The following is a 15926-nucleotide window of genomic DNA, read 5'->3' on the forward strand; positions in this document are numbered from 1 at the left end:
TCTGCGCTCAGTCGCCGATCAGAGCGTCCACGAACGCCTCCGGCTCGAACGGCGCGAGGTCGTCGGGGCCCTCACCGAGGCCGACGAGCTTGACCGGGACGCCGAGCTGGCGCTGGACGGCGACGACGATGCCGCCCTTGGCGGTGCCGTCCAGCTTGGTCAGCACGATGCCGGTGATGTCCACGACCTCGGCGAAGACGCGGGCCTGGGTCAGGCCGTTCTGCCCGGTGGTGGCGTCCAGGACCAGCAGGACCTCGTCGAGCGGGCCGTGCTTCTCGACGACGCGCTTGACCTTGCCGAGCTCGTCCATGAGGCCGGTCTTGGTGTGGAGGCGGCCGGCGGTGTCGATGAGCACCACGTCGGCGCCCTCGGCGATGCCCTCCTTGACCGCGTCGTAGGCGATCGAGGCCGGGTCGCCGCCCTCGGGGCCGCGCACGGTGCGGGCTCCGACCCTCTCGCCCCAGGTCTGGAGCTGGTCGGCGGCGGCGGCGCGGAAGGTGTCGGCCGCGCCGAGGACCACGGAGCGGCCGTCGGCGACGAGCACGCGGGCCAGCTTGCCGGTGGTGGTGGTCTTGCCGGTGCCGTTGACGCCGACGACCATCACGACGCCCGGGGTGTCGACGCCGCTCTCGGTCTTCACCGCGCGGTCGAAGTCGGTGCCGACCAGGGTCAGCAGTTCCTCCTTCAGCAGGGCGCGCAGGTCCGCCGGGGTGCGGGTGCCCAGCACCTTGACCCGCTCGCGGAGCCGGTCCACGAGCTCCTGCGTCGGCACGACACCGACGTCGGCGATCAGGAGGGTCTCTTCGATCTCCTCCCAGGTTTCCTCGTCGAGGTGCTCGCGAGAGAGCAGCGTGAGCAGCCCCTTGCCGAGCGAGTTCTGCGACCGGGCGAGCCGGGCGCGCAGCCGGATCAGGCGGCCGGCCGTGGGCTCGGGCACCTCGATCTCGGGGACGGCCGGCGCCTCGGGTTCGGCGACGGCGGGGGCCTCGGGAGCCGCAGCCTCCGCTTCGGGAAGGGCGACCTCCTCGATCGTGCGGCGGGGCTCTTCCGCCGTCTCTACGGCGTCCTCCCCCACCTGCGGTTCGGCAGGCGGGGCAGTGATGGTCGGCGTGCTGGGCGGCGCGGGCGGCAGCTGCTTCTTCTTGCGGCTGCCGACCACCAGCCCGCTGATCACGCCGACCGCGACCAGGGCGATGACTACGGCAAGGATGAGGATGTCCATAACGGTTTCAGTATGCGTGACCTCGTGGCGAGCCCTCGTTCTCCCGGCGGTGCCGCGCGCCTCAGTCGGCCGGGCCGGCCGTCGCGGCCCACCCGGTGGGCCGCGACAACCCCTGCTTTTGCCGGCGTCCCCAACGACCGCATCAGGCCGTACGGCACGATTTACGGTTTTCACAGCAAATCTACGATGATGGGTGGCTCCGCCCCTTGCCTCACCCCCGCCCCACGGAGTTGCCGCATGCCTGCCGAGCCCACCGACGGCGCGATGGAGACGTCGACGGAGACGTCGGTCGAGACCCGCGGTCTCGAACCCGTCCCGGACAGCGAGCGCAGCGGCCGGGTCCGTGAGCTCGTGCCCACCTGGGTCGCCGCCAACATCAGCGTGCTGCTGCTGACCATGGGCGCCGGTCTGGTGATCTTCAACAAGCTCAACATCTGGCAGGTGCTCGTCGTCGCGGTCGCCGCGCCCATCGTCTCGTACGGGATCGTCGGCCTGATCTCGATCGCCGGGAAGCGCGGCGGCGCCCCCGGCATGGCGCTCTCGCGCGCCGTGTTCGGCCAGCGCGGCAACCTCTTCCCCGGCACCTTGATCTGGGTCGCCCGCTGGGGCTGGGAGACCATCAACGCGGTGAGCGGCGCGTTCGCCGTGCTCACCGTGCTGGACCTGCTGTTCGGCGTGCGCAAGAGCACCCCACTGATCGCGGTCACCCTGCTGCTCTTCGTCGGCTGCACGTTCCTGGTGTCGGGGCTCGGCATCGGCGCGCTGCGCGTCTGCTCGACCTGGTCGACGTACCTCTTCGGCGCCTTCAGCGTGCTCGTGCTCGGCTATCTGGTCGTGGAGAGCGACTGGTCCGCCGTCTTCGCCAAGCCGGCCGGCCCGACGACGATGATGATCGCCGGCATCGGCACCATCGCCGCGGGCGGCATCAGCTGGGTCCCGTCCGGCCCGGACTTCACCCGCTACCTGCCGCGTACGGCCTCCGCCAAGGGCATGGTCGGCGCGACGATCGGCGGCGCCGCCGTCGTCGTGATCCCGATGGTGCTGATGGGCGCGGTCATGGCGGTGGGCACCCCGGACCTGGCCACGGCGCAGGACCCGGTCTCCTTCATCGGCAATCTGCTGCCCGCCTGGATCGCGGTCCCGTACCTGCTGATCGCGCTCGTCGGCATGCTGCTGATCAACTCGATGTCCATGTACTCGGCCGGCTTCACGGCGCAGACCCTCGGCATCAAGGTCCCGCGCGCGGCGGCCGTCAGCGTCAACGCCGCCATCAGCCTGGTCTTCGGCTTCCTGCTGATGGTGGTGGCGACCAGCTTCTTCGGCTCGTTCATCTCCTTCCTGACCCTCCTCGCCGTGGCCTTCTCCGCCTGGATCGGCGTCTTCGGCGTCGACATGCTGCGCCGGACCTCGTACGACGGCGCCGCGCTGCTGGACACCACGCGCACCAGCGCCTACTGGTACCGGGGCGGGTACGCCTGGCAGGCGATGACCGCCTGGGGCCTGGCCCTGGTCGTGGGGCTGCTCTTCACCGAGGTCGACTGGTTCGGCGGGCCGCTCGCCGACACCTGGATCGGGCGGAACGGCCTGGGCTGGGCGGCCGGGATCGTCACGTCCGGCGTGCTGTACGCCGTACTCCCGCGCAGCGCGCCCGCGGATCCTGCCGCGGCCCCGGCCCCGTCCGAGGAGCCCGTGCCCGCCGGATCCCTGTCCAACTGACGCCACGTCAGCTAACGTCCCCCTTCGCCCGCCCACCCAGCATCCGGCGAAGGGGGACTCCTCCATGCCCATCACCGTGGCCCGGTTCAATCTCGTCGACCCGCACGGCACCCCCGAGACCCTCTCCGCCCGCTACAAGGCCGCGCTGGAGATGGCGAGGTACGCGGACGACCGCGGGATCGACACCGTCCAGACGGAGGAGCACCACGGCACCGCCAACAACTGGCTGCCCTCGCCGTTCGCCTTCGCAGGGGCGGTCTTCGGCGCCACCCGCCGGATCGCGGTCACCGTCTCGGCGATCATCGGCCCGCTGTACGACCCGCTGAAGGCGGCCGAGGACATCGCGGTCCTCGACCTGCTGAGCGGCGGCCGCCTCGTCACGGTCGCGGGCATCGGCTACCGGCCCGAGGAGTACGAGCAGCACGGCGTCGAGTGGGGCCGGCGCGGCAGGCTCCAGGACGAACTGCTGGAGACCCTGCTGAAGGCATGGACCGGTGAGCCGTTCACGTTCCGCGGACGCACGGTACGGGTGACCCCGACGCCCTTCACGCAGCCGCACCCGCTGCTGCTGGTCGGCGGCAGCTCCCGGGCGGCGGCCCGGCGCGCGGCCCGGCTCGGGCTGCCGTTCTTCCCCAGCGCGCACCTGCCGGAGCTGGAGGCGTACTACCACGAGCAGCTCGCACAGCACGGGACGGAGGGCTTCTGCATGATGCCCGCGGCCGAGACCCCGCTGCTGCACATCGCACAGGACCCGGACCGGGTCTGGGCCGAGTACGGCGAGCACTTCCTGCACGAGGCGGGCACGTACGCGTCCTGGCAGTCGAAGGACATCCGCAGCGCCGTACGGTCGGCCGCGCGCTCGGTGGCGGAGCTGCGCGCGGAGGGCGTCTACCGGGTCCTGACCCCGGACGAGGCGGTGGCATACGCGACGGGCGCGGGCGAGGCGGGCAATCTGGTGCTGCACCCGCTGTGCGGCGGGATGCCGCTGGACGAGGGCTGGCGCAGCCTGCAGCTGCTGTGCGAACAGGTGCTGCCCCGGCTCGGGAAGTGAGCGGGGGCAGCACCTGTCACAAGAGGAGAAGGGGTGGTGGCGGGGGTGGTTACCCCATCTCCTCCAACGCCTTGCCCTTGGTCTCCGGCACCCACTTGAGGACGAACGGGATCGAGAGCACGGCGAAGACCGTGTAGATGACGTACGCGCCGGACAGGTTCCAGTCCGACAGCGTCGGGAACGTGACCGTGATGACCCAGTTGGCGATCCACTGGGCCGCGGCCGCGACGCCGAGCGCGGCGGCGCGGATGCGGTTCGGGAACATCTCGCCGAGCAGCACCCAGACGACCACGCCCCACGAGAGGGCGAAGAAGAGCACGAAGGAGTGCGCGGCGATCAGTGCGATCGTGCCCTGGGTGTCCGGCATGGTGATGTTGCCGCCGGTGCCCTCCGTGTAGGAGAAGGCCCAGGCGCAGAGGCCGAGGGAGATCGCCATGCCGGCCGAGCCGATGAGCGCCAGCGGCTTGCGGCCGATCCGGTCGACGAAGATCATCGCGATCACCGTGCCGATGATGTTGATGATCGACGTGGTGAAGGAGTAGAGGAACGAGCTGGTCGGGTCGATGCCGACGGACTGCCACAGCGAGGAGCTGTAGTAGAAGATCACGTTGATGCCGACGAGCTGCTGGAAGACGGACAGGCCGATGCCGATCCAGACGATGGGCAGGAAGCCGAAGCTGCCGCCGAGCAGGTCCTTGAAGGTGGACTTGTGCTCGGAGTGCATGGCGTCCTCGATCTCGGAGACGCGCGCCTCCAGGTCGACCTTCGATCCCTCGACCTCGGTGAGCACCTTCTTGGCCTCGTCGGTACGGCCGACCGAGATCAGGAAGCGGGGGGACTCCGGAATGACGAAGGACATCGCTCCGTAGAGCACGGCCGGGACGACCATGACGCCGAGCATCCACTGCCAGGCTTCGAGGCCGCCGATCGTGCCGCGCTGGTCGCCGTCGGCGAGGTTCAGGATCCCCCAGTTGACGAGCTGGGAGATGGCGATGCCGATGACGATCGCGGCCTGCTGGAACGAGGCGAGCCGGCCGCGGTAGGCGGCCGGGGACACCTCGGCGATGTAGGCGGGGCCGATGACGGAGGCCATGCCGATGCCGAAGCCGCCGATGACGCGCCAGACGGCGAGGTCCCAGAGGGCGAAGGGGAGGGCCGAGCCGATCGCGCTCGCCGTGAACAGGACGGCCGCGATCTGCATGCAGCGGATCCGGCCGATCCGGTCGGCGATGCGGCCGGCGGTGGCGGCGCCGAGCGCGCAGCCGATCAGCGCGGCGGCGATCACCTGGGCGAGTGCGGCCGACCCGATGTCGAACCGCTCGCGGATGGCGACGACGGCACCGTTGATGACCGAGCTGTCATAGCCGAAGAGAAAGCCGCCCATGGCAGCCGCCGCGGCGATGAAGATGACGTGCCCGAGGTGGTCGGGATGGGCGGCCCGGCCGCCGCCGCCCGGCACCGGCGCCTGCGCTGTGCTGCTGGTCAAGGTCTGCTCCTGCGGGTTCCCGGCTGCGGTGACGGGCTGGGTGGGGGTGATTCCTTCCAGTGGCGCACAGCAGAAGATCCGGCACCACCCGAAAGGAAGAGGCAGCGCAGCGAGCCTATGTGTTCAGTTCTTGAAGTCAATACCTGGGGAGAACTTCACTTGCCAGGGACTGTGGCAACCATCACCGAGGCGCAACATTCATTTCTTGAAAGAAGGGGCGGTGTCAGCGAAGTCGCTGGCTGATGACCTTCGACACGCCGTCGCCCTGCATGGAGACGCCGTACAGCGCGTCGGCGACCTCCATCGTCCGCTTCTGGTGCGTGATCACGATCAGCTGCGAGCTCTCCTGGAGCTCTTCCATGATCCGGATCAGCCGCTGCAGATTGGTGTCGTCGAGTGCGGCCTCGACCTCGTCCATCACGTAGAACGGGCTGGGCCTGGCCTTGAAGATGGACACCAGCAGAGCGACGGCGGTCAGCGACCGCTCGCCGCCGGAGAGCAGCGAGAGCCGCTTGACCTTCTTGCCCGGCGGCCGGGCCTCCACGTCCACGCCGGTGGTCAGCATGTTGTCGGGGTCGGTGAGGATCAGCCGGCCCTCACCTCCGGGGAACAGCCGGGAGAACACCCCCTCGAACTCCCGGGCCGTGTCCCGGTAGGCCTCGGCGAACACCTGCTGGACCCGCTCGTCGACCTCCTTCACGACCTGAAGGAGGTCGGCGCGGGTCTTGCGCAGGTCCTCCAGCTGCTCGCTGAGGAACCGGTGGCGCTCCTCCAGCGCCGCGAACTCCTCCAGCGCGAGCGGGTTGACCTTGCCTAGCTGCTGGTAGGCGCGCTCGGCCGCCTTGAGCCGCTTCTCCTGCTGCGCACGGACGAAAGGACCGGGCAGGTTGCGGGGGTGCTCCGGGTCGTCCGGGAGCTCCTCCCCCTCGGCGGGCAGGCTCGGCGGCACCGGCTGGTCCGGACCGTACTCGGCGACGAGACCGGCGGCCTCGATCCCGAACTCCTCCACCGCCCTTGCCTCCACCTGCTCGATGCGCAGCCGCTTCTCGGCGCCGAGCACCTCACCGCGGTGCACCGAGTCGGTGAGCTTGTCGAGCTCGCCCTTGAGGTCGCGGCCGCGGGTCCGGGCCTCGCCGAGCTCCCGCTCCCGCAGCCCCTTGTCGTGGTCGGCGGCGGCGCGCTCCTGCTCGGCCCGGCGCAGCGAGACCTCCAGGTGCACGAGCAGCTGCCGGGCCCCGTCGGCGACGGCGCGGGCCACCTCGGCCTCGTGGCGCAGCCGCGCCCGGCGCCGCTCGGCACGGGCCCGGGCCTCGCGCTCGGCGCGGGCCCCGCGGTCGAGCGCATCGGCCCGGCCGGCCAGGCCCTTGACCCGCTCCTCGTGGGTCCTGAGCTGGAGGCGGGCCTCCATCTCGGTCTGCCGGGCGTTGGCCCCGTCGGCGGCGAGCCGGTCCCGCACCGCACTGTCGGGCTCCTCCGCGCCACTCCCGACGGGGTCACTCTCCTCGGCAACGGCCAGCCGTTCGGCGCACTCCTCGACATCGGCCAGCGCCTGCTCCAGCGCGTCCTGGGCCTTGGCCGCCGCGGTGGCACTGCGCTCGGCCTCGCCGGCGGCCCCCTTGGCCTGTCCGGCGAGCCGCCCCAGCTGCTGCGCCACCCCGGCCCGGGCCTGCTCCCCGGCCCGGCGGCGCTCGCCGGTCTCCTCGACCCGCGCGGCGAGCTCCCGGCGCAGGGTCCGGGCGGCATCCCGGGCCGCGCCGAGCTCCGCGCACTGCCCGTCCAGGCGCGCCAGTTCGGCCGCCGCCTCGTCGACGGCGGCCTGCACCTCGATCAGGCTGGGGGCCCCGGCGGAGCCGCCGTGCGCGAAGTGCGCGCCGAGCACGTCCCCGTCGAGGGTCACGGCCACGATGCCGGGCCGTGCCCCGAGGAGCGCTTCTGCCTCGTCGAGGGTCCCGACGACGGCGTACTCCCGCAGCACCCACGCCACGGCCCGCACGACGGCGGCGTCCCCCTGCACGAGCCCTGCGGCAGCCACACCGTGCACGCCGGAGCCCGTCTCCACGAGCCCCGCGGAGACGGGGTCCGGGGCGGAGCCGTGGTCGGGCGGTGTCAGCCTCGCCGGCGATTGAGGCGCGGGGGCCGGGGCGGGGCCCTGGTTCCGGGAAGGGGCGGGGTGGGGGAAAGCTTCCTGCGGCCCGACCCCGTCGGCACCGGCCCGACCCGGGACCGGGCGCTCCGCCGAGGGGTCCGCCGGGTGCAGCGCATCCGCGCCGACGGCAGCCCGGACCGCCGGGGCGTCCGAGCCCGGCCCCGCGGCCTGGGCCGCCTGCGCCGGAAACAGTCGCCCCGGCGCCGGGGCGATCAGGAACGTGGCCCGGCCCGCGTCCGCATCCCGCAGATGCCGGATGGCCCCGGCCGCCGCCCCCGCCGACGCCACGGCCACCGCATCCGCCGCGGATCCCAGCGCCGCCGCCACCGCGACCTCGTACCCCGGGGTCACCGACAGCCGCTCCGCCGCCGGCCCCAGCAGCCCGGCCAGCCGCTCCCGCGCCGCGAGCAGCGCCCCGGTGCCGTCCTTCCTCCGCAGCCCGAGCGCCAGCGCGTCCCGCCGCGCCGACACCGCCGCCCGCGACTTCTCCGCGGCCGTCACCGCATCCCGCGCCCCCGCCGCCGCGGCCTCCGCCGCCGCGAGCTCCGCCCGCGCCGCCGCGTACTCCTCGTCCACGGCCGGGTCATCGAGCCCGCCGACCTCCTCGGCCAGCGCCTCGTACTCCGCCTGCGCGGCCCCGGCCCGGGCCTCGGCCTCGTCCCGCGCGGCCACCAGCCGGTCGATCTCCGCCTGCGCGGCGCCGGCCCGGGACCGGGCGGCGCCCAGCCGGCCCGTCAGCCGGGCCAGGCCCTCGCGCCGGTCGGCGATGGCCCGCGCGGCGTCCCGCAGCCGCCGTTCCTCCTCGGCCAGCGACCGCTCCAGCTCCGCCCGGTGCAGGGCGGTGTCCTCCAGCGCGCGCGAGGCCGCCTCCAGCGCGGCCGTCAGTTCCGCCTCCTGCTCGCGGATCCGCGCGGCCTCCCGCTCCATGTCTTCCGGATCGCGGCCCCGCCGCTCCTCCTCCGCCGGAGCCGAGGCCGACTTGACCCGCGCGTCGGCCAGGGACGCGGTCCCCCGTACCCGCTCGGCCAGCTGCGACAGCTCGTACCAGGTCTGTTGGGCCCGCTGGAGCCGCGGCGTCAACTGCCGCACCGTTTCCTCCAGCTCCGTCTCGCGCCGCAGCGCCTGCGCGAGCTGGGCCTCGGCCGCCTCCTTGCGCTCCTTCAGTGCCGCCTCGTCGGCGATCTCCGCGTCCAGCGCCCCCCGCAGCGTGACGAGGTCGTCGGCGAGCAGCCGCAGCCGGGCGTCGCGCAGGTCGGCCTGGATGACGGCCGCCCGCCGGGCCACCGCGGCCTGCCGCCCCAGCGGCTTCAGCTGGCGCCGGAGTTCGTCGCCCAGGTCCTGCACGCGCGCGAGGTTGGCCTGCATGGCGTCCAGCTTCCGCAGCGCCTTCTCTTTGCGCTTGCGGTGCTTGAGTACGCCGGCCGCCTCCTCGATGAAGGCGCGGCGGCCCATCGGATCGGCGTGCAGGACGGAGTCCAGCTGGCCCTGGCCGACGATGACGTGCATCTCGCGGCCGATGCCGGAGTCGGAGAGCAGCTCCTGGATGTCGAGCAGCCGGCAGGTGTCCCCGTTGATCTGGTACTCGCTGCTGCCGCCGCGGAACATGATCCGCGTGATGGTGACCTCGGCGTACTCGATCGGCAGGGCGCCGTCGGAGTTGTCGATGGTCAGCGAGACCTCGGCCCGCCCGAGCGGCGGCCGCCCGGTGGTGCCGGCGAAGATCACGTCTTCCATCTTGCCGCCGCGCAGGGACTTGGCGCCCTGTTCCCCCATGACCCAGGACAGCGCGTCCACCACGTTGGACTTGCCCGAGCCGTTCGGGCCCACGACGCACGTGATGCCGGGCTCGAAGCGCAGGGTGGTTGCAGAGGCGAAGGACTTGAAGCCACGCAGGGTCAGGGACTTGAGGTGCACGCCGCCGGACTCTACCTTTCGCGTTCGGTTTCGCCCATGAAGGTGCAGGGCGCAACCGACGTTAAAGGAATCGGCCCCCCACCTGGCCCAACGTGCTCGCACGCTGACGCGGCGGCCAAAGAAAGAAGGGACGCCGGAGCGTCCCTTGCAGATCGTGAGGGGCTTGAGTCGAGCGACGAGTTGAGCGCGAATCAGGTGAGCGCAGGCTCCGCCTGGGGTACGTCGATGTCGATGCGGTCCAGCAGCGAGTCTCCGTGCTGAGCGGCGGCCGCATTCAGCGCGTCATTTTCGGACTGAATCCGTACAAGCTCGGACTCAAGGTCCTGGACGCGCTGCTGAAGCCGTCGCATCTCGGCGAGGAGTCGCGGATCGGAACCGCCGACGTAACCGAGAAGCGCCTTTGCCATGATGGATGGTCCTCCACACTGAGTGACCGACCGAAGCGGTGTGGGTCGTGAGGGAATCGCACCCGCGGATGTCCGGCAGCGACTGTCAGTCACTGCGTTTACTACTGCCAGCACTGCCAAACAGCTCAGGTGCGCGGGGCTTCCAGCGTCTCACCAAAAAGTTTGACGGTCAACACGATCACGCCCCGTATCGGCGGGCAGCCCGGCCCTCTCGAATAACGTGGAGATCGTCCGCTACTCCGAGCCTTCCACGCTTCGCGCCCGGCGGCAACGCGTCGACGGCGAACGTGCAGATCCGGCCGGGTGCGGACCACGGGGACATGTGATCAGTACATGATCAGTCGATCGGTCACCGGATCGCGAACCCGTCGTAGCCACCGCGCGGTGTGCCCCAGATCTCTGTCACTCCGTCCACCCTCCCGGGCGTGTCGGCGGAGCGCAGCCAGTCGAGCAGCCGGTGGCAATTCTCACGTTGACCTTCGGCCACCACCTGCACTCGCCCGTCGTCGAGGTTGAGCGCGAACCCGATGACTCCGCCGATCTCCAGCGCATTGGCCCTGGTGAACCATCGGAAGCCCACTCCCTGTACACGGCCGCGCACCCACGCGGTCAGGCGGACGTCTTCATTCATGCGTGAACGCTAACCGGGTCAAGAGTTCCGCCCCACATCGCCCCCGCGCCCATTGCCGTACAGTCGCGCAGCAATGAACTCACCCATTTGGGTGCGTAAGGGATGATCTTGACCTGCAAGGAAGGTACGCCGCCAATGGGACGCCACCGACTCCACGCCACGCCGGCCGGCGGCGCCAAGCGCCGCGCCCTCGTGCGCACCGGCCTGCTGGGCGTCTCCGTGGCCGTGGTCCTCGGCACGGCGGCCGTGACCACCGGCACGGTTCCGGTCGGCACCGCCTTCCCCTACGTCGGCGTCAGTGCCGACGGTCCGGCCGCCGGGACGCAGGCCAGGGCCAAGGCCAAGGCCGAGACCAAGGCCTCGCCGAGCCCCGACAGCATCACCGACCGGCAGGGCGGCCTCGTCAACCTGTCCGGCCGCGCCTCCTCGGAGCCCGCCACGAGCAGCCCGTCGCCCTCGGCCTCCCCCTCACCGTCCACCTCGCCCTCCCCGTCGGCCGCACCGGCCTCCCCGATCCCCTCCGCCTCGCCCACCCCGTCCACCGCCGCCAGGAAACAGGCGAAGCCGGAGACGAAGCCGGAGACGAAGCCAGAGGTGAAGCCGGATACGAAACCGGAGGTGAAGCCGGATACGAAACCGGAGACGAAGCCGGTCCCCGTGCCGCCGAAGACCGCCGCCCCCAAGCCGCCGGCCCCTGCGCCCACGGCGGCCCCGAAGCCGGCTCCGGCACCCGCCGACGGGCACTCCGCGGAGGAGGCCGCCGTACTCGCCCTGGTCAACCAGGAGCGCGCGCAGGCCGGCTGCGGTCCGGTCCGGGCGAACCCGCCGCTCGCGGCACTGGCCGGGGCTTTCAGCAAGGACATGGCCACCCGCGGCTTCTTCGCCCACACGGACCCCGACGGGAACACCCCGTGGGACCGCGCCACCAAGGCGGGCCTCGGCGGGCTCGGCGGCGAGAACATAGCCCGCGGCCAGGGTGACGCCCAGTCGGTCATGAACGCCTGGATGAACAGCCCCGGCCACAAGGCGAACATCCTCAACTGCGAGTTCCGCACCCTGGGCGTCGGTGTGTACTTCGCCGCCGACGGCCCCTGGTGGACCCAGGACTTCGGCTTCTAGAGCACTAGCCATCGGAAAGCGCAGTCTTCTGGTAAGCGCTGTACGGAGTTAAGCTGGTCGGCATGGAGACAGAACTTCCGTTTGACGCCTTCGCGCGCGCGTGCCCGTCCCGGGAGACCCTGGAGCACGTCACGGGCCGCTGGGGCAGCCTCACGGTGGGCGCCCTGCGCGACGGCTCGTGCCGGTTCAACGAGCTGCGCCGCAAGGTCGACGGCGTGAGCGAGAAGATGCTCTCCCAGACCCTGCACGCACTGGAGCGCGACGGCATCGTCAACCGCGAGGCGCAGCCGACGAACCCGCCGCGCGTCGACTACGAGCTCACCCCGCTCGGCATCGAGGTCGCAGACCGGCTGATCGCGCTCATCCACTTCCTTGAGGGCAGCATGCCCCAGGTGCTGACGGCCCGCCAGTCCTACGACGCCGCGCGCGGCGGCCGCTGACAGCGCGGGCAGAAGTAGCTGGACCGGTTCATCCACGGGCGGCGACGCATCGGGGTCCCGCAGCGCCGGCAGGGCTCGTCCTCGCGCCCGTAGGCGTCGAGCGAACGGTCGAAGTAACCGGACTCGCCGTTCACGTTGACGTAGAGGCTGTCGAAGCTGGTGCCGCCCACTTCGAGGGCCGCGTTCATCACGTCCCGGACGTGGCCGAGGAGTTCCGCGCTCCGGGGGCGCGTCAGCGTGGCGGTGGGGCGCTCGTAGTGCAGTCTGGCCCGCCACAGCGCCTCGTCGGCGTAGATGTTGCCGACACCGCTGATCAGGGACTGGTCCAGCAGGGCCCGCTTGACGGTGGTCCGCTTGGCGCGCAGCGCCGCGTGGTAGGCGGCCTCGTCGAAGAGGGGGTCCAGCGGGTCCCGGGCGATGTGCGCGATCACGTCGGGCAGCCCGTCGGGAGTGTTCTCGTGGAGCGAGAGCCCGCCGAAGGTCCGCTGGTCGACGAAGCGGAGCTCGGTCCCGGCGGTGTCCCGGAACCGCACCCGGATGCGCAGGTGCTTCTCGTCGGGAGCCTCCTCGGGCTGCACGAGGAGCTGTCCGCTCATGCCGAGGTGCCCGAGCACGGAGAGGTCCCGCCCCTCCAGGGGCAGCCACAGGTACTTGCCGCGCCGCTGTGGGACGCCGATCGTCTCGCCGGTCAGCCGCGCCGCGAAATCGGCCCCGCCTGCGGGGTGGCGGCGTACCGCGCGCGGGTGCAGCACCTCGACGGCCTCGACCGTACGGCCGGCCACCCAGCGCTCCAAGCCCCGCCGTACGACTTCGACTTCGGGCAGCTCGGGCACGGTGATCCTCCGGACGGATGCAGTTCTGGGCGCTCCCGGCGAGCCTACCGGCCTCCCCCGCCGGGCCCGGAAACGGGTCCGCCCGCCCCTGCGCGGCAGGGGCGGGCGGAAGTTCCCGAAGGAAGGGTTCAGCCGTTCGGCGTCGGGCCGGCGGGTGTCGGCGACCCGCCGTCCTCGGCCGGGGCCGCGGCTTCCGCCGCGATCCGCTCGTCCGCCTTGGCGCGGATACCGCGCCATGCGGACTCCGCAGCCTGCTGTTCCGCTTCCTTCTTGCTGCGGCCGGTGCCGGTGCCGTACGAGACACCACCGACGCGGGCGGCAGCGGTGAAGGTCTTCTCGTGGTCCGGTCCGGTCTCGGTGACCAGGTATTCCGGTACGCCGAGGCCTTCGGCCGCCGTGAGCTCCTGGAGGCTGGTCTTCCAGTCCAGGCCGGCCCCGAGGTTCGAGGACTTCTCGATGAGCGGGTCGAAGAGCCGGTGCACCAGCTCCGAGGCCGCTTCGAGGCCCTGGTCGAGGTAGACCGCGCCGATCACCGCTTCAAGGGTGTCGGCGAGGATGGAGGCCTTGTCCCGGCCGCCCGTGCCCTCTTCGCCCCGGCCGAGCCGGATGAAGGAGCCGAGTTCGAGGCCGCGCCCGACCTCCGCCAGTGCGCGCGAGTTGACCACCGCGGCCCGCAGTTTGGCCAGCTGGCCTTCGGGCAGGTCGGGGTGGGTCGTGTACAGCGTGTCCGTGACCACCAGGCCGAGCACGGAGTCCCCGAGGAACTCCAGGCGCTCGTTGGTGGGCAGACCGCCGTTCTCGTACGCGTACGAGCGGTGGGTCAGTGCACGCACCAGAAGGGCGGACTCGAGTCGATACCCGAGCCGCCCTTCCAGAAGCGTGTGGGACGAGGCCGCGTTGTTACTGTCTGCCTGCTTCTCAGCGTTGGACAGCTCAGACATTGCGCCTCTCACCAGCCGCTCAGACCTCGAGGACCTGACGCTTGTTGTAGGTGCCGCAGCTCGGGCACGCAATGTGCTGGAGCTTCGGCTCCTGGCAACGCTCACACGAAACCAGGGTGGGGACCGCAGCCTTCCACTGCGACCGGCGGTGGCGCGTGTTGCTGCGCGACATCTTCCGCTTCGGAACAGCCACGGCTACTTCTCCTGCTTCTCGGCGGCGCTCTGAACGTCGTCAGATGCAGTGCCGCTCATGTTGTCCTTCTCGCCGTCCTGATCGGTCACGACGAGTTCCTGCAATGCCGCCCAACGGATGTCGACGGCATCATGGTGGTGGTCCGGGTCGTCGTTCAGGCTGAGCCCGCAATCGGGGCACAGTCCGAGACAGTCCTCCCGGCACACCGGCTGCATGGGCAGTGCGAGCACCACCACATCCCGCAGCACGGGTTCGAGGTCGAACAATCCGTCCTCAAGGAAGAGCGTGTCCTCGTCGTCCTCGGCGTCGTCGGCCGGCTCCGCCTTTGAGCGGGTCCGGTCGTCGGCGTCAGGGTACGAGAACATCTCCTGGAAGTCCGCCTTGAGCTCGCGCTCGACAGACTCCAGACACCTTACGCACTCCCCTACGGCCGATCCACGGGCGGTGCCTGTGACAAGCACCCCTTCCATGACCGACTCAAGGCGGAGGCTGAGCTTCAGCGGGGAGCCTTCCGGTACCCCGATGACGCCGGCGAGACCGAGGTCCGCCGGTGCCGCGATCTCACGGGACAGCCGCTGCATGGCACCAGGACGCCGACCCAGCTCGTGCGTGTCGAACACGAGGGGGTTGCGGTGGTCGAGGCGGGTGTTCAGGGCCGTTCCTGCTTTCACAGATCGCTGAAGATCAAGAATTCCGCCGCTTGTGGGCAGCATGGACCGCGGCGCATACGCGCGACCGAAGAGCCAGGATACCCGGCGCTTCGCTCTGAGCCCAATCCGGCCTCAGCGGCCCTGTTCGTACTGGCGCAGCTGATCCAGATTGATCATGCTCGTGTCGAAGAAGCTGGTCTCGTCGAGCGCGGGCTGCTGCGGCTGCTGCGGGGCCTGCGGCTGCTGCTGGTAGGCCGCGTAGGGGTCCGGCTGCTGGTCGTAGCCCATCGCCGCGTACGGATCCGGCTGCTGGACCTGCTGCTGGTAGGCGTACGGGTCCTGGTAGGAGTAGGCGTCCGGCTGCTGGGGCTGCTGGTAGCCGTACGGGGCGTACGCGGGCTCCTGCTGGGCCTGCGCCGGGATCGCAGGGGCCACGGGGGGCGCCGGCTCCGCCAGGCCCGCCAGGAAGTCCGCGTCGCTCGCCGAGCGGGCCTGCTGCCCGCCCGCGGCGTCCTGGGCCGCAATGTGCGCCCCGAGGTCGTCCGTGGGGACCCGGCCCAGCAGCTTCTGGCGGCCCCGGCCGACCGCCTCCAGGGTCTTGGAGAGCACCGCCTCGAAGGTCGCCAGCTTGGTGTCCACGTACGCGTCCGCCTGCTGCCGCTGCACGTCCGGGTCGTGGCTGCGCTCGGGCGCGTCCGCGTCCGGGTGCCCCTGGGCGTCCAGGCCCGGGCCGCGGCCCAGCAGCTTCTCGCGGCCGCGGTCGACCGATCCAATGGTCTTGGTGAGCACGACCTCGAAGTTCGCGAGCTTGCTGTCGACGTAGTCGTCGGCCTCGGCCCGGATCTCCTCGGCCTCCCTGCGGGCGTCCGCCAGGATCCGGTCCGCCTCGGCCTGGGAGCGGCGCGCGACCTCGGTGTCGGAGATCAGCGAACCGCGCTGGGCGTGCGCGGACTCGATGATCTGCTCCGCCTCGCGGCGGGCGTCCTCGACCATCTGCTCCCGGCCGCCGATGAGCTCCTGCGCCTGCGCGAGCGAGCCGGGCAGCGCCTGGCGCACCTCTTCGAGCTGGGCGAGCAGCTCGGCGCGGTTGATCACGCAGGAGGCCGACATGGGCATGGACCGGGCGCCGCCGACGGCCGCGACGATCTCGTCGAGCTTCTTCTGCACGTCCATGGGG

At 71.4% G+C, this 15926-nt stretch carries 14 protein-coding genes; 4 read left to right on the forward strand and 10 right to left on the reverse strand.

Going from position 1 to position 15926, the window contains the following annotated elements:
* Positions 1-7: 7 nt before the first annotated feature.
* The gene (gene ftsY / locus ABTY04_RS17190) at positions 8-1222 is read right to left on the reverse strand and encodes a signal recognition particle-docking protein FtsY (protein WP_352214164.1); all 1215 of its coding nucleotides are present in this window, start codon (positions 1220-1222) and stop codon (positions 8-10) included.
* Positions 1223-1459: 237 nt separating this feature from the next.
* Here ftsY and ABTY04_RS17195 point away from each other — a divergent pair, with 237 nt between their 5' ends.
* Together ABTY04_RS17195 and ABTY04_RS17200 are read left to right on the forward strand one after the other, a co-directional pair.
* The gene (locus ABTY04_RS17195) at positions 1460-2938 is read left to right on the forward strand and encodes a cytosine permease (RefSeq protein WP_352214165.1); all 1479 of its coding nucleotides are present in this window, start codon (positions 1460-1462) and stop codon (positions 2936-2938) included.
* 64 nt (positions 2939-3002) lie between these two features.
* Complete coding sequence (locus ABTY04_RS17200) at positions 3003-3989, forward strand: LLM class flavin-dependent oxidoreductase (RefSeq protein ID WP_352214166.1); 987 nt, start codon at positions 3003-3005, stop codon at positions 3987-3989.
* Between the two features lie 49 nt (positions 3990-4038).
* Here the strand turns inward: ABTY04_RS17200 and ABTY04_RS17205 are convergent, their stop codons facing one another.
* The 4 genes from ABTY04_RS17205 to ABTY04_RS17220 form a co-directional block, all read right to left on the reverse strand.
* Entirely contained in the window at positions 4039-5475 is a 1437-nt protein-coding gene (locus tag ABTY04_RS17205; RefSeq protein ID WP_352214167.1) for a sugar porter family MFS transporter, read from the reverse strand.
* A 223-nt stretch (positions 5476-5698) separates the two neighbouring features.
* On the reverse strand, positions 5699-9535 hold the full coding sequence (locus tag ABTY04_RS17210) for an AAA family ATPase (RefSeq protein ID WP_352214168.1): 3837 nt from the start codon (positions 9533-9535) through the stop codon (positions 5699-5701).
* Positions 9536-9726: 191 nt separating this feature from the next.
* On the reverse strand, positions 9727-9942 hold the full coding sequence (locus ABTY04_RS17215) for a hypothetical protein (protein WP_030162422.1): 216 nt from the start codon (positions 9940-9942) through the stop codon (positions 9727-9729).
* Between the two features lie 349 nt (positions 9943-10291).
* A complete protein-coding gene (locus ABTY04_RS17220) occupies positions 10292-10573 on the reverse strand; it encodes an acylphosphatase (protein WP_352214169.1) in 282 nt (93 codons plus the stop codon).
* 135 nt (positions 10574-10708) lie between these two features.
* Between ABTY04_RS17220 and ABTY04_RS17225 the strand changes: the two genes are divergently transcribed.
* Positions 10709-11692 carry a CAP domain-containing protein gene (locus ABTY04_RS17225; RefSeq protein WP_352214170.1) on the forward strand — a complete coding sequence of 328 codons (984 nt, stop codon included), beginning with the start codon at positions 10709-10711 and terminating at the stop codon, positions 11690-11692.
* Between the two features lie 62 nt (positions 11693-11754).
* Positions 11755-12132 carry a winged helix-turn-helix transcriptional regulator gene (locus ABTY04_RS17230; protein ID WP_352214171.1) on the forward strand — a complete coding sequence of 126 codons (378 nt, stop codon included), beginning with the start codon at positions 11755-11757 and terminating at the stop codon, positions 12130-12132.
* On the opposite strand, the gene mutM is transcribed toward ABTY04_RS17230, so the two are convergent.
* The 5 genes from mutM to ABTY04_RS17255 form a co-directional block, all read right to left on the reverse strand.
* Positions 12105-12965: a bifunctional DNA-formamidopyrimidine glycosylase/DNA-(apurinic or apyrimidinic site) lyase gene (gene mutM, locus ABTY04_RS17235; protein ID WP_352214172.1), complete on the reverse strand. Its 861-nt coding sequence runs from the start codon at positions 12963-12965 to the stop codon at positions 12105-12107. The two genes, ABTY04_RS17230 and mutM, sit on opposite strands and share 28 nt — an antisense overlap.
* 128 nt (positions 12966-13093) lie before the next feature.
* Complete coding sequence (gene rnc, locus ABTY04_RS17240; protein WP_352214173.1) at positions 13094-13906, reverse strand: ribonuclease III; 813 nt, start codon at positions 13904-13906, stop codon at positions 13094-13096.
* Positions 13907-13925: 19 nt separating this feature from the next.
* Entirely contained in the window at positions 13926-14099 is a 174-nt protein-coding gene (gene rpmF, locus ABTY04_RS17245; protein ID WP_003965982.1) for a 50S ribosomal protein L32, read from the reverse strand.
* A 2-nt stretch (positions 14100-14101) separates the two neighbouring features.
* Positions 14102-14812, reverse strand: a complete 711-nt coding sequence (locus tag ABTY04_RS17250; protein ID WP_352214174.1) for a YceD family protein — start codon at positions 14810-14812, stop codon at positions 14102-14104.
* A gap of 69 nt (positions 14813-14881) precedes the next feature.
* On the reverse strand, positions 14882-15922 hold the full coding sequence (locus tag ABTY04_RS17255; protein ID WP_352214175.1) for a DivIVA domain-containing protein: 1041 nt from the start codon (positions 15920-15922) through the stop codon (positions 14882-14884).
* Between the last annotated feature and the right edge of the window lie 4 nt (positions 15923-15926).

The sequence above is a fragment of the Streptomyces sp. NPDC097981 genome, from assembly GCF_040302565.1.
Classification (GTDB): Bacteria; Actinomycetota; Actinomycetes; order Streptomycetales; family Streptomycetaceae; genus Streptomyces.

Coding starts and splice junctions, on each gene's coding strand:
- ABTY04_RS17220 (WP_352214169.1), bottom strand. CDS start 10,573: ATGAATGAAGACGTCCGCCTGACCGCGTGGGTGCGCGGCCGTGTACAG.
- ftsY (WP_352214164.1), bottom strand. CDS start 1,222: ATGGACATCCTCATCCTTGCCGTAGTCATCGCCCTGGTCGCGGTCGGC.
- ABTY04_RS17195 (WP_352214165.1), top strand. CDS start 1,460: ATGCCTGCCGAGCCCACCGACGGCGCGATGGAGACGTCGACGGAGACG.
- ABTY04_RS17225 (WP_352214170.1), top strand. CDS start 10,709: ATGGGACGCCACCGACTCCACGCCACGCCGGCCGGCGGCGCCAAGCGC.
- ABTY04_RS17255 (WP_352214175.1), bottom strand. CDS start 15,922: ATGGACGTGCAGAAGAAGCTCGACGAGATCGTCGCGGCCGTCGGCGGC.
- ABTY04_RS17230 (WP_352214171.1), top strand. CDS start 11,755: ATGGAGACAGAACTTCCGTTTGACGCCTTCGCGCGCGCGTGCCCGTCC.
- rnc (WP_352214173.1), bottom strand. CDS start 13,906: ATGTCTGAGCTGTCCAACGCTGAGAAGCAGGCAGACAGTAACAACGCG.
- ABTY04_RS17250 (WP_352214174.1), bottom strand. CDS start 14,812: ATGCTGCCCACAAGCGGCGGAATTCTTGATCTTCAGCGATCTGTGAAA.
- ABTY04_RS17200 (WP_352214166.1), top strand. CDS start 3,003: ATGCCCATCACCGTGGCCCGGTTCAATCTCGTCGACCCGCACGGCACC.
- ABTY04_RS17215 (WP_030162422.1), bottom strand. CDS start 9,942: ATGGCAAAGGCGCTTCTCGGTTACGTCGGCGGTTCCGATCCGCGACTC.